A 12,841-nucleotide genomic window follows, 5' to 3' on the forward strand; every position below is an offset into this window, starting at 1 on the left:
CCCCGCGGAGCGGGTACCCTATCGCTGCGCGATAGGCAAGCGAACCCCCGCGCTGCGCGCGGGGGTTGCGCTCGCGCTCCGCGCGAGCGCTCCTGCTCGGGCTGTGCCCGAGCAGTCCACCGGCCTTGCTGCGCAAGGCCGGTGACGCTCCGTCCGCTGCGCTCCCGGAGCGCGGGGCCTGCGGCCCCCTCCGGGGGGCTTACGCTGCGCTCCAGCCACCCCGGGGCGCTCCGCGCCCCGAAGGCCGGCCCCGCTGCGCGGGGCGGCCAACAGGCCTGCGGCCCGGGCAGCGGGGAGAGGGGGTGCCGCGGCTCAGTATTCTCAGGAGGGACTGCCGCATACAGGCGCCTCGGCGTTGCACCGCGTCCCCACTGGCTGCGGGCCCCCGCGTATGGCGGTACCGGAGGTCGTTGCCTCGGTGGCGCAGTACTTGGACCAGCGGTCGTTCAGCAGGGAAGCGCGGCGCGGGAGCGGGCTCCATAAGTCTGAGCCCTTGTGTCACTGCGCAACTCGCTTGGCTGGCCGAGGTGGTCAGGCGGACGAGCGGCCGGTGATGCCTGGCAGGGTCGTTGTCCTGATCCGGCGGTAGGTCCTGAAGCCGTACATGGTCAGCGCTGCCCAGATGACGGTACTGGCCATAGGCCACCACAGGTCCCGGCCCTGCTCGCCCTGAATGAGATTGACGGTCCCGTTCACCGCCCAGCTGACCGCGAGAACAAGTGCCGCCCACCTGGCCCATCGCCACATCCGCATCGTTCCGCGGGCGCGGGTTTCCTGTGAGCTCCGATCATCCTGTCGAAGTCGTGTGCCATCCATACCTACTCGCTTACCCCCTGGCCGCTCCTTGCCTCCCCGCCCTTGGGAGAGGGCCGGAAAGGGACGGTCTCGCGGTGCATCAGGCGTGCGCGTGGCGTGTTGCAGTCGCCTTCCGTGGTGCGGCGTGGTGCGCGGGACGTCGCTCGCCTGTGGCCTGGAGGCGCTGCAGCCACAGGGAGGCTGCGAGCAGGAGGCCGCTGAAGACTGCCAGAAGAAGGGCGGACACCCACATCTGTCGGCTGCCGGGCGACTGCCAGGCGGTCCAGGCGGTCAATACCGCCCACAGCAGGACGCCACCTGCGTAGAAGGTGCGGACCCGGCGCAGCTGCCGCACGGCCCGCAAGGACATGACGCGATCAGTCTTGGATGCCATGCCGGCCCGTGTACCCCAGTGCACGCTGTTCAACGGAGTTGATCAGGTGGCCCTCCGGCCGCTTCTCATGCTTACTGCTGGGCGCGTCCTTCGAAGTCACGGCGCACTGTTGCGCCTTGGTCCTCGACCAGGCCTGCCTCGTCGGGGAGGTCCAGGACGGCGCCGCAGTGGTTGCACAGTTTTCCGTCCTCGGCCGGCGTGCCGCACGCCTTGCAGAACCGGTTGCCTCGGTTGTTCTCGGTCTGTTCCATGATCTCTCCCGAATGGTGGGCAGTGATGACTTCGGAGTACCCGTGGTTTCCGTGTCGATTCCTGGAGTAACTGCTTCATTTTTTGACTGCGATAGACTTTGGACTCCGGGGGCTGTAGCTCTGTGAGGCGGGTGATCCGTTGGAGACGGTTGTCTGTGTCCCGCGTCGGAGGTGTGCGGTCGGTGTCGTGGTGGGAGTCGGGTCACTCAATGCCCGTGGCGTGCAGGATGCTTGGTCATGTGTGGGTGCGTGAGAGCTGTTGTCCAGCTCGTCGGAAAGGGTGGATCGGATGGCTGTGAAGGGACTTCGTCCTCATCAGCGTGAAGCCGTGGACGCGGTTGTCCGAGCGCTCGAACTTTCTGCAAGATCTACTGTGCCCGAGCGGGGTCTGCGGACCCAGGTTGTCATGGCGACCGGATCGGGCAAGACCCTCGTCGCCGTGCGCAGCGCGGAGGAGCTGCAGGCGGGTCGAGTGCTGGTGCTCGTGCCCTCACTGGACCTGCTGGCGCAGACGGAGGCCGCCTGGCGCGGGGGTGGGCGTACGGGGCCGATGATCGGGGTCTCGTCCCTACGCGGGCCGGAGGCGTCTTTCCCGAACACCACGGACGTGGACGAGCTGGTCGCCTGGGTGCGGCCGTTGGACAAGGTGACGGTGTTCGCCACGTACGCCTCGCTCGGGCTCGGCACGCTGGAACGCGCGCACGCCGCCGGCCTTCCGGGGTGGTCGCTGATCGTCGTGGACGAGGCGCACCGGGTTTCGGGCCGGATCGGCAGGCCGTGGGCGGTCGTCCATGACAACACCCGCATCCCCGCCCTGCGCCGCCTGTACATGACCGCCACCCCGCGGCTGTGGCAGCTGAACAACGACTCCGAGGCTGGGCCGGGCGCCCCGGGCGAGCTGGTGGCGAGCATGGAAGACGACCCGGACGGTTCCTTCGGCAGCAGGGCGTACACGCTGACGCTCTCGGAAGCGATCGACCGGGGAATCTGTGCCCCCTACCAGGTGGTGTGTGTGGACATCACTGATACTCAGCTCCAGGCTGCCCAGCTCCTGGGCGTGGAGGGCCGCTCGGACCAGGTGCGTGGGGCGCGGCTCGCGGCTCTGCAGACGGCGCTGGTGAAGGCGTCGGCCGAGGAAGGCTTCCGTAGGACGCTGGTTTTCCACCACGTCGTCAAGGAGGCTGAGGCGTTCGCAGTCGGCCTGCCCGACGTCGCCGAGCGGCTGCTCGCCGCCGGGCCGGAGCTGTATCCGCGCACGGTATGGGCGGACTGGTTGTGCGGCGACCACAAGCCGGGCCACCGGCGGCGGGTCCTTGGGGAGTTCGCGTCCGGGATCTCCACGGACGGCACGGTCGTGGAGAAGGGCTACCTGGGGTCGGTGAGGGTGCTAGGCGAGGGCGTCGACACCAAGAACTGCGACTCCGTCTACTTCGCGGATGTGCGCGGCTCCATGCCCGACCTCGTCCAGGCCGTCGGCCGCGCCCTGCGCATGCAGCCCGGCGAGGGCAAGGTCGCCTCACTCGTAGTGCCGGTCCTGCTCGGGCCCGGGGAGTCGGCCGACAACATGCTCACCTCCCGGGCGTACGGCGGGCTGGCAAAGCTGCTCGAGGCGCTCAGGGCGCACGACGCCCGGGTCGTGGAAGCGCTCGCCGAGCAACAGGCCCGGAGCAGCGTACGAGGCGTCCAGACTCGCTCGGGCAGCGCGGAGCACGAGGGAACCGACGGCGACCGTGGTTTGTCGGTGCCGGCCCGGGAACTGCTGAAGTTCTCCACGCCGCGCGACCCGGCACAGCTGGCCGCGTTCATCAACCTGCGGGTCCTCAACCCCGAGCACGCTCACTGGCGGCGCGGCATCGAGGCCTGCGTCATCTACAGCCGGCTGCACGGCGATCTGAAGGTGCCGTTCACCTACCGGGTGCCCGGCGGCGGCGACCGGGCGGTGGAGGCCGAGGGGTGGCCGGCCTCGCTCGCGGGCTTTCCGCTGGGGCAGTGGATCGCCGACGCCCGCCGGTTCTACGCCCGCGGCGACATGGACGCCGACCGCGTCGCGCAGCTGGAAGAACTGGGCATGGTCTGGAGCCACTTCGACGTCGCGTGGGAGGAAGGTCTCGCCGCCGCGCGCGGGTGGGCGGCCGAGGCAGGCCACCTCCTTGCCCCGACAGACGCCACCTATCAGGGCTACCGGGTGGGTATCTGGCTGAAGAACGCACGGGCTGCCGCCCGCAAGGCGGCCGACATCGAGCAGCGGCGGGCCGAGGGGCTGCCAGTGGGATCGTCGGCCGGGGCGCTGTCGGAGATGCGGCGCGAGCAGCTCGAGGACATCGACCCGTCCTGGTGCCCGGCCTGGCCGGTGGAGTGGCAGCGGTGCTTCCACCTCGTCCGGCTCCGCCTGGAGGCCGGCCACCCGCTGCCGACCGAGCCCGGCGACGTCATGCACCAGGGCGAGGACCTCGGACGATGGGTACGGGCGCAGCGATTCGGCTGGGACAAGCTCACCACCGTCCAGCAGTGGATGTGTGAACACATCCTCGGGATCGAACCCGCCACCCAGTACGAGAAACCCAAGCCACGGCGCAGCCAGGCCGACAAATGGGCGCTCAACCTCGCCGCCGCCACCCAGTACTACCAACGCGAGGGCCACCTGCGGGTACCGAGGAGCCATATCGAAACGATCACCGTCGGCGACGGGGATGGCGGCCATGACGGTCAGGGGATGCAGGGACACCAGGTGCGACTAGGAGCATGGGTCGGGAACCAGCGCTCCAGAGCCGCAACCCTCACGCCGGAACGCGTCGAGCAGCTGTCCGCTATCGGCATGCGATGGACCTGATGCTGCTGTCGCGTACGCAAACCGAACAGATGGCGTACATGAGGCGTTCATGTCGCCGTCGGCGGTGGCGGCCTGGTAGACGGGGTGGGCAAGGAGCGCGGGAACGACGACGGTGCGCAGCACGTCGGCGGCGGGGCCGTCGGCCGGGGCCGGGGCGCCGGCTGAGGCCGTTGCCGACCGCTCCACCGAGAGTGTCCAGAGGCGGCCGGGGGCGACGTCACGGAGTCAGGACCAGTCTCCCCCGCAGGCCGCCCTTGGCAAGCGCCTCGTGTGCCTGGATGGCATGGTGCAGCGGCAAGGTGTCGGCGACGCGGAGGGACACCTGGCCGCGTTCAGCCAGCGAGGACAGCCACGCGAGGGCGGAGCCGTCCGCGGCGACCCACTGCTCGGAGACGGTGATGCCGCGCAACGGCAACGGAGCCGCGCCGGCGACGACCGAGACGAAGGCCCCCCCGTTGCGCACGGCGCCAAGTGCCCGCACGCCGAGCACAGCGGCGTCGAGAGCCCCGTCGACGCCTCCGGGGACGAGGTCGCGGACGGCTTCGGCGAGGTCGGCGGAGCGGGGGACGAACCACCGCGCGCCCGCTGCCCGGACGAATGATTCGTCTTCGGCACCGGCAGCGGCCACCACCTGCAGCCCGCGTAGCGTGGCCAGTTCCACCGCGAAGCCGCCCACCGCGCCTGCTGCGCCGGTGACCAGCAACGTAGCGCCCGGTTCCAGAGCCAGCAGGTCCAGCGCCTGCAGAGCGGTCAGCCCGTTCAGGGGCAGCGTGGCCGCCTCGGTGGCGGAGACACCCGCGGGGGCGGGCGCGACCGCTTCAGCGTCGAGGACGACGAACTCCGCGTACGTGCCCAGAGAGACGTCGAGTCGATCCCGTAGGCCGATCACCCTGTCACCAGGAGCGAGCATTGTGACACCTGTGCCCACCTCGTCGACGTGTCCGGCGACGTCCCATCCGATGCCGATGATGTCGCGCGCCGGCATGAGCCCCGCCGAGGCCAGCGCGCCGGAACGCGTCGCTGCGTCGACGGGATTGACGGAAGCGGCGTCGACCCGGATCCGTACTTGTCCCGGGCCGGTGGCGGGCACCGGCACCTCGCTGACCTCCAGAACGTCCGGCCCGCCGAAGGACCTCACCACAACGGCACGCATCACCGACTCCTCACCGTGATCCACAGGGACTGTGTGCATGACGACCCTAGGGAGAGCTACTCTCTTCTGGGAAGGAGGCACTTCAAAGTGCGCACCACACCTGAAGGAGAGCCATGGCGACGCTGCCCGACGCCCGTGCCGCTTACGACGCGTACCTGGCCGAGTGCCCCGCACGGCAGTTGCTGGACCGGATCAGCAACAAGTGGGTCAGCCTGATCGTCAACGCGCTCTCCGCAGGCCCGCAGCGTTATAGCGACCTCTCCCGACGGCTCGCGAGCGTCAGCCAGAAGATGCTGACGCAGACGCTCCGGAACCTCGAACGTGACGGTCTCATCGAACGCACTGTCACACCCTCAGTGCCTGTTCGTGTGGACTATGCCCTGACGCCGCTGGGGGAGGGCTTGGTTCCCGTCATGCAGGCGATCAAGAACTGGGCAGAAGAGAACATGGACGAGGTTGTGGCCGCCCGCGAACGCTATGACATCGACGTCGCCGACTGACACCTCTCCACTTCGAAGGCCTTATCGGCCGGAATGTCATCGCTCTCCGGCAGCCACGGTCACCACAGCCTCCCCCTCGCATCCACGCATCAAGCAGTCGAAGGCCCTCGCTCGGATCAGCAGTGTCGAGACGTCGGCGCCGCCGTCTTGCAGCACGCGACCTGCTGCACGAGCAGCACCCGTGTGCCGCCTGGGCGCCGGCCTCACAGTCCACCACCGTGCAGCGCCGCCCACCGCCCCGGACCACCTGGCGGTCCGGGGCGCTGCACGGGTGCTCGGGAGGCTCCTATGCCTCCACGTACGCGACGATGGTGATCTGCCGAAGGGTCGTGACGTAGTAGATGACGCGGACCCCGTCGACGTCGTCGACGTAGTCGCGCAGCAGGGTGTCGGGCACCGGGGTGCCCAGCTCGGGGTTGACGCTGATCGCGACGATCGCGCGGTCCAGGCGGTGTGTCTCGGTGGCCGTGAGCTTCGCCAGCTGGCTCAGCGCGGGCTCCACCAGGACGACCTGGGAGCGGCGCGGTGCGTGCTCAGGCGACACGGGGCTGCTCACCGGCAAGGCGTTCCAGGTGGGCGTCGCGGGCTTCCTCCCACAGCACGCCCGTCTCCGGGGACGGGTAGCCGTTCTCCGCGATGTCCTCCAGCACCGAGGCGAGGACGTCGACCTTCGCGCGCTGGTCGGCGGCGTACGCGCGGGCGGACGCGGCGGCGTGCTCATCGAGGGGCTGACGGTCGGGCACGGGCGCGGGGGCCGGCTGCTCGCTCATCCGGGGCTCCTGGGCTGTCATCTGGCGTGTGCCACCACGGTATCGCCGGCGCGGGGCGCTCCGGGACGGTACGGGCGAAGCCCACCCGATGACACAGATAACTTCTCGATGACGCCGCCGACCACCCGCACCTGCTCCCGCCGCGGCACTGTCGTCTACGAGGCAGCGCTGCGAGAAGTCCAGGAGTTCGAAGCGTCACGGTCTGCTGCTGCCAGACGCGGGACCACCCCAACAGCTTTGCCCGCTCCCATAGCCAGCTTCAACTACCAGCCGCCCGCCGTGAAAGTCTGTTCGGACGGCTCCATATCTCACTCCACCGGCCGCAGAGCCTGCTCCTGGCATGGCGCATTTCGCACTGACAAGAAGGCCCTGGTCGGCCGTTCAAGCCCCTGGTGAGCCGTCCACGCTGGGCCGTCCTTGGACCGTCCGAGGGCACCCGGCGTCAGCCGACAACGACAGAAACCACGGCATCTGAGCAGCTCAGAGCCGTGGGCTTCGTCAGCCTCGCTGGTGCCGCCGAGCCGAAGCCGCGCCCGGCCGCCGGGCGCCGAACGCTCGGGGCCGGCCACGCTGGTGGTGCCCGGGCCGGGGTGCAGGGTGATCCGGCCGGACGGCGGATGGTGGGTGGCCAGAGCGGTGTGCGTGACCAGCGTGTCGTCGTGGCGGTCGAGAACCACGGTGACGGACGGCAGCGGCGGGGCAGGAGGCATGGGCGGGGGTGGTCAGGCGAGGCGGCTGAAGGCCCAGCGCAGCAGCTCCTGATCGACGCGGGCACGTCCCGTACGGGCCAGTGCGGTACGGGTGTGGGCGGTCAGCTGGGCCCAGGCGCGGAAGTTGCCGTGCGCGGCGTGGCTGTCGGCGAAGGCGATGTCCTCGGGGTCGGCGTCGACCCAGATCGGGTGGAACAGCGGGACCGGCTCCCCCGCCCCCTTCCGCCCGCGCAAGACCGACACCGGCCACCGTGTCGCCGCGCAACCCTCGGAAGGATCAGAAGTGCCGTTCTTGAGACAGTGGAGCGGAGCGGGGTGTACCGCCCCGTGACAGGCGTACCCACTGCGGATACCGCCCCACGACAGTGACCCCGCCCGTCCTCAACACCCGACCAGCGAAAACACCCAACTCTGATGTGCCGTCACTGACCCCCACCCACTGACACAAAACCGGCACATCGCACCTGGAGCCGGCGACCAGCCGTTGCAGCTTGTGAGCAGCCGCTCCCACGGCAGCCGGTCAACCGCATGCCGGCCAGAGAGCGGCAGCCACTTGGTCACCTCGTGACAGCAGACCAACCCGCGTCCACAGCACATGACCAGGCAATCAACAAGCGAACGAGGCTGACGCACAACCGCTGCCACCAGCACGCCCACTCACAGCAGCTCGCTGATCTTTCGTGGACGGGCGGGCGGCGCCGTCTTCCTCCACGCCGTTGGGCTTCAGGGTGACCGTCCTGCCTGCAGAAAAAAGTTCTGCGGATCTTCGCGGCAACCTTTTCGGCCTCTCTGACCACTCAGTGGTGTCCGGCCAAGTGGTCCGGTCATGCAACAGTTGAAAGAGAGCACAGGCATGTCCCTGGAACCAGAGCGCAGACATGTCCCCGGTCCGCCCACGTCATCGGTGGCGTCCCGCGGCGGCGGTCACCGTGCCGACGGCGGCGCGCGCGGTGGCCGCCCGAGGCATCGTGGTCGTCGGTTGCTCGCGCGTCGGGGCCTCTGGGGGGGTCTGGCCATGGTGATCGTGGCCGGCTCGGCCGTCGTGGTCAGCCAGGCGTCGGCGGACCAGGAAACCCTGGACCTGAAGAAGTGGTACGTGCTGGTCAACCGCAACAGCGGCAAGGTGCTGGACGACCGCGGCTCCGCCAAGAACGACGGCGCGGCGGTGGTGCAGTGGGCGCGCCACGGCGGGGCCAACCAGCAGTGGCGGTTCATCGACGCGGGTGACGGGTATTACCGGCTGAAGAACCGGACCTCCGGCAAGGTGCTGGACGACCTCGGCTGGTCGAAGACCGCCGGCTCCGCCCTCGTGCAGTGGAAAGACCTGAACGGCATCAACCAGCAGTTCACACTGGCCAAGTCGTCGAACGGCTACGTGCGTCTGGTCAATCGCTTCAGTGGCATGGCTGTCGGTGTCCGCAACGCTGCCAAGGCCGACGGGAGCGGCGTCGTCCAGAACCGCGACCGGGGCGGCGCCGATCAGCAGTGGCAACTCGTCCCGGCCGGGAGTGTCGGCGGCGCCGGTACGCCCACCGCGCCGGGCAGCGGCGTTCCCGCAAGCCCGACTCCGGGCGACACCCGACCGTCGCCTTTGTCTTCGCCTTCGTCGCCCGCGGGTGGTGGCGGCAGCTCGGCGAAGCGGTTCATGGGCAGTGACACGGTGCTCACCGGCGGCTCGATGTCCGACGCCTCGTCGGTCGCCGCGCCGTTCGACGCGCGCTACGCCTATGTGCACAGCCAGCCCGCGCCCTCGTCGGACTACTACACCGCAGCGCGCTGCCAGGACGCGTGGTCGGGCTGGTGGGGCTGCTGGAACGGCAGCACCACGGCGCCCGGCACTTACGTGACCTGGCGGGACGACGTCGCGGCCAAGGCGACGTACAAGGGCAGCCCGCGTCCGCAGAAGATGCTCTGGACCTGGTACTCGTTGCGCGACCTCGGGGATGCGGCAGGCGAGGGCGACGGTCCGGGCGAGGTCAAGGCCATCAACCGGCTCGACCTGCTCACCCGGTACCTGAACGACTACCGTTTCTTCCTCCAGAAGATCGGCACGTCGCACGACGCGATCGACCTCGAGCCCGACTTCTGGGGCTACGTCCGCTCGCTCGGCGATCCGCGCAAGGTTCCCGCACAGGTCTCGGGCGCGAATCCGAAGGATTGCGGGTCGCAGGAGAACAGCGCCGCCGGACTCGTCCAGTGCCTGGTCTCGATGGCACACAAGTACGCGCCGAACACCGCCGTGGGGCTGCACCTTTCCTGCTTCGATTGGGAAACCAACACACAGGCGTGCGTCAAGGACTACGCGAGCCTCGGTGCGAAGAACGCCGACTTCCTGGTCAGGGATGTGTCGGACCGCGACGCGGGCTGGTACGCACAGCCGGCCCACGGCGGCCGTGACACTTTCTGGACCGACCAGAAGGCCGCCGTCGCGCTGAAGTTCTACAAGACGATGGCCGAGTCCTTCGGCAAGCCGGTGGTCCTGTGGCAGATCCCTGTGGGCAACATGGCGCAGAACAACACCCGCAACCACTACAAGGACGACAAGGTGGACTGGTTCTTCGCCCACATGGACCAGGTGGCGGACGCCCACATCGCCGGCCTGTTCTTCGGCCCGGGGCAGGACGAACAGACCACGGTCGAGTCCGACGGCGGAAACCTGATCAACAAGACGATCGCTTATCACAACTCGGGCGGTACAGCGCTCAAGTAGCGGTGCAGCACTCAAGTAGGTGAAAGCCGACGAAAAGGCGCCCCCATCTCTTCGATGGGGGCGCCTTTCGTCATCTCCGTCGGGCTGGGGACTTCTCCGTCAGGCGGGTCAGCGCTTCAGGGTGAGGACGCCCGGCCGGTACGGCAGGTTGTCGTAGGAGGTGTCCGGCGGAGTGTTGGGGGACTTGCCCTGGTAGAGGAACTGCAGGTTGCAGGGGTCGATGGTCATGGTCTGGTCGGGGTTGGTGCGGACCAGATCACCGTGGCTGATGTCGTTGGTCCAGGTGGCGCCGCTGTTGCCCTTGCCGGCGAAGGGGTTGGACTCGGTGGCGGCCTGCGGGGTCCACGGACCGTTCAGGCTGGTGGCGGTGAAGGAGCGGAAGTAGCGCCGCTCGCTGGCCCCGCGAGCCTCGACGATCATGAGGTACTGGTTCTGGCCCTGGACCTTGTAGACCTGCGGTGCCTCGAAGAGGTTCTTGACCGTGTCGCTCATGACAGTCGTGTACGACGAGCCGAAGCTGCCGGGGAAGTTGCCGATCGGCATGGTCGCCTTGTAGACCTTGCCGTTGTCACCGGCGAAGAACAGGTGAATGTTCTTGTCGTCGGCGATCAGGGTCTGGTCGATCGGGCCGGTGGGGGAGTCGGTGCGGGGGATGCTGCCGGTGAACAGCGGCTGCGGCGCGGACCAGCCGTTGGGGTCGGTGGGGTCGCTGGAGGTACGGTAGCTGAAGGGCCACGGACCCCACTGGTACGCCAGCACCCAGATCTTCTTGGGCGCGAAGTAGAACAGCGTGGGCGCCACCGCCTTCTGGCTCATGCCGGTCTGGCGGGCCGACGCCATGTCCGACCAGTTCGTGAAGGGGCTGAACGCCATCGAGCTGTAGGCCGATCCCGAGTAGTCCGACCCGTAGACCAGGTGCTTGCCGTTGTAGGTCACGGCGGTGAAGTCCTTCAGCGAGGCCCACCCGTTCGCCGGCTGCGCCAGCGCGCCCGTCGAGGTCCACCGATAGGTCGAGGGAAGAGCACAGGTGTCGCTTCTCGGCGCCGCGGTCGGCCGAAAGGTCCAGCGCTGGTTGGCGCCGCCGCCGTTGGTGTCCCAGATCTGGACGGGAGTGCCGTTGGCGGTCCGGCCGCCGGGGATCTCCAGCGCCCGGCCGCTGGCGACGTTGGTCAGCGTGTAGGAGCCGTCACTGTTCCGGCGGCCCTTCCAGTGCTGGTGGGCGCCGCCATTGGCGTCCCAGACCGTCATCCTCGTCCCGTTGGCCGTCCGGTTGGCCGGCTCGTCCAGTACCCGGCCGCTGGCGACGTTGGTCAGCGTGTAGGAGCCGTCGCCGTTCCGGCTGGCCCGCCACTGCTGGTTGGCAGCGCCGCTGGCGTCCCACACCTGCAGCGGGGTGCCATTGCCGTTCTGTCCCGCGGGCTCGTCGAGACTGCGTCCGGCGGCCGCGTTGGAGAGCGTGTAGACGGTGCCGGAGACGATGTCCCCGCCCGCCGTGCCACCGCTGCCAGAACCGCCCAGGGCGGTGAGCACGGCGCTGTAGGCGGGCTTCTTGCTGCCGCCCCCGTCGAACAGCAGCGCGTTCTCGCCGGTGCGCCAGGAATCGCTGTCGCGGATGCCCCACACCGTGATGCCCGTGCAGCGAGGGACGTTCATGCACGCCTGGACGGCGTTGGTGTAGGCGGTGGCGGACGCCTGGGCGATGTCGAGCTCGGTGATCTGGACATCCACGCCGAGCGCGGCGAAGTTGGACAGGGTGGTCTGGAAGCCGGCCGGCGGGCCACCGGCGCCGAAGTGACTCTGGAAGCCGACGCAGTCGATGGGCACACCGCGAGACTTGAAGTCCTTGACCATCTTGTAGACGCCCTGGGTCTTGGCGTCGGACCAGTTCTCGATGTTGTAGTCGTTGTAGCAGAGCTTGGCTGCGGGGTCGGCGGTCCGGGCGGTGCGGAACGCCTCCTCGATGAAGCCGTCGCCCAGCACGTCCTGGAAAACCGAGCTGCGGTGCCGGCCGCTGCCGCCGTCGGCGAATGCCTCGTTGACCACGTCCCAGGCGTAGATCTTGCCCTTGTAGTGGGTCATCTCCTGGGTGATGTGGTTCTTCATCACCGTGCGCAGGGTGCCGGCGTCGGTGATGGACTTGACCCAGTTGGGCAGTTGGGAGTGCCACACCAGGGTGTGGCCGCGCAGACGCTGGCCGTGCGCCAAGGCGTGGCTGACGATCGAGTCGGCGGCGGCGAAGGTGAACGACCCGCGGGAGGGTTCGATGGCGTCCCACTTCATCTCGTTCTCCGGGGTGATCATCTTGAATTCCCGGTCGAGAAGGGCGGAGTACGTGGAGTCGCCGAGCTTTCCCGCGGCCACTGCCGTGCCGAAGTAACGGCCGCTGCCGGCCGCCGCGTCGGCGGCCGTGGCCGGTACGGCGGCTTCCGGCGTGCGTGCGGCCAGGGCGACCAGTGGTACGGCGGCGCCCGCGGCGGCGAGGACCACGGAGGCGGCGATCACGCGGCGGGTCGCCGGACGGCGACGATGAGAACGGTTCTGATCTGACAACGGCATGTCCTTCTGGCACAGCGGGCCTTGATCCGGCCCCGTATGCCTGTCAGTTACCGCCACGCCCACAAAGGTTGCCGCGATCAAGGGAAGAACTTTCGCGGCCGCCGCCGTCGCCCTGCCGCACAGAAGAATCTTCACGGCCACCGCCGGCATCCGGCTGCTCGCCCTGACGCTG

General features: G+C 68.9%; 10 protein-coding genes. 3 read left to right on the plus strand and 7 right to left on the minus strand.

Features of this window, described 5'->3' with window-relative positions; translation table 11 throughout:
- Positions 1-895 precede the first annotated feature (895 nt).
- Positions 896-1,189 (minus strand): hypothetical protein, encoded by a 294-nt coding sequence (locus ACF1BE_RS26070; protein ID WP_392201455.1) that lies wholly within the window; start codon positions 1,187-1,189, stop codon positions 896-898.
- Positions 1,190-1,260: 71 nt separating this feature from the next.
- The gene (locus ACF1BE_RS26075) at positions 1,261-1,440 is read right to left on the minus strand and encodes a zinc ribbon domain-containing protein (protein WP_392201456.1); all 180 of its coding nucleotides are present in this window, start codon (positions 1,438-1,440) and stop codon (positions 1,261-1,263) included.
- A 289-nt stretch (positions 1,441-1,729) separates the two neighbouring features.
- Between ACF1BE_RS26075 and ACF1BE_RS26080 the strand changes: the two genes are divergently transcribed.
- Complete coding sequence (locus ACF1BE_RS26080) at positions 1,730-4,270, plus strand: Helicase associated domain protein (protein WP_392201457.1); 2,541 nt, start codon at positions 1,730-1,732, stop codon at positions 4,268-4,270.
- A gap of 217 nt (positions 4,271-4,487) precedes the next feature.
- Here the strand turns inward: ACF1BE_RS26080 and ACF1BE_RS26085 are convergent, their stop codons facing one another.
- Entirely contained in the window at positions 4,488-5,423 is a 936-nt protein-coding gene (locus ACF1BE_RS26085; protein WP_392201458.1) for an NADP-dependent oxidoreductase, read from the minus strand.
- Between the two features lie 113 nt (positions 5,424-5,536).
- Between ACF1BE_RS26085 and ACF1BE_RS26090 the strand changes: the two genes are divergently transcribed.
- Complete coding sequence (locus tag ACF1BE_RS26090) at positions 5,537-5,923, plus strand: winged helix-turn-helix transcriptional regulator (RefSeq protein WP_392201459.1); 387 nt, start codon at positions 5,537-5,539, stop codon at positions 5,921-5,923.
- Between the two features lie 286 nt (positions 5,924-6,209).
- Here ACF1BE_RS26090 and ACF1BE_RS26095 read toward each other — a convergent pair whose 3' ends face one another.
- The 3 genes from ACF1BE_RS26095 to ACF1BE_RS26105 all read right to left on the minus strand — a co-directional run bounded on the left by ACF1BE_RS26095 (position 6,210) and on the right by ACF1BE_RS26105 (position 7,637).
- On the minus strand, positions 6,210-6,467 hold the full coding sequence (locus ACF1BE_RS26095; protein WP_392201460.1) for a hypothetical protein: 258 nt from the start codon (positions 6,465-6,467) through the stop codon (positions 6,210-6,212).
- Positions 6,457-6,693, minus strand: coding sequence for a hypothetical protein (locus tag ACF1BE_RS26100; protein WP_392201461.1), 237 nt, complete (start codon positions 6,691-6,693; stop codon positions 6,457-6,459). The genes ACF1BE_RS26095 and ACF1BE_RS26100 overlap by 11 nt, the downstream gene beginning before the upstream one ends.
- Before the next feature lie 722 nt (positions 6,694-7,415).
- Complete coding sequence (locus ACF1BE_RS26105) at positions 7,416-7,637, minus strand: hypothetical protein (RefSeq protein ID WP_392201462.1); 222 nt, start codon at positions 7,635-7,637, stop codon at positions 7,416-7,418.
- A 781-nt stretch (positions 7,638-8,418) separates the two neighbouring features.
- Here ACF1BE_RS26105 and ACF1BE_RS26110 point away from each other — a divergent pair.
- Positions 8,419-10,113: an RICIN domain-containing protein gene (locus ACF1BE_RS26110; protein WP_392201463.1), complete on the plus strand. Its 1,695-nt coding sequence runs from the start codon at positions 8,419-8,421 to the stop codon at positions 10,111-10,113.
- Between the two features lie 108 nt (positions 10,114-10,221).
- Here ACF1BE_RS26110 and ACF1BE_RS26115 read toward each other — a convergent pair whose 3' ends face one another.
- The gene (locus ACF1BE_RS26115) at positions 10,222-12,669 is read right to left on the minus strand and encodes a non-reducing end alpha-L-arabinofuranosidase family hydrolase (RefSeq protein ID WP_392201464.1); all 2,448 of its coding nucleotides are present in this window, start codon (positions 12,667-12,669) and stop codon (positions 10,222-10,224) included.
- Between the last annotated feature and the right edge of the window lie 172 nt (positions 12,670-12,841).

This window comes from Streptomyces sp. NPDC014991 (assembly GCF_043080665.1).
GTDB lineage: Bacteria > Actinomycetota > Actinomycetes > Streptomycetales > Streptomycetaceae > Streptomyces.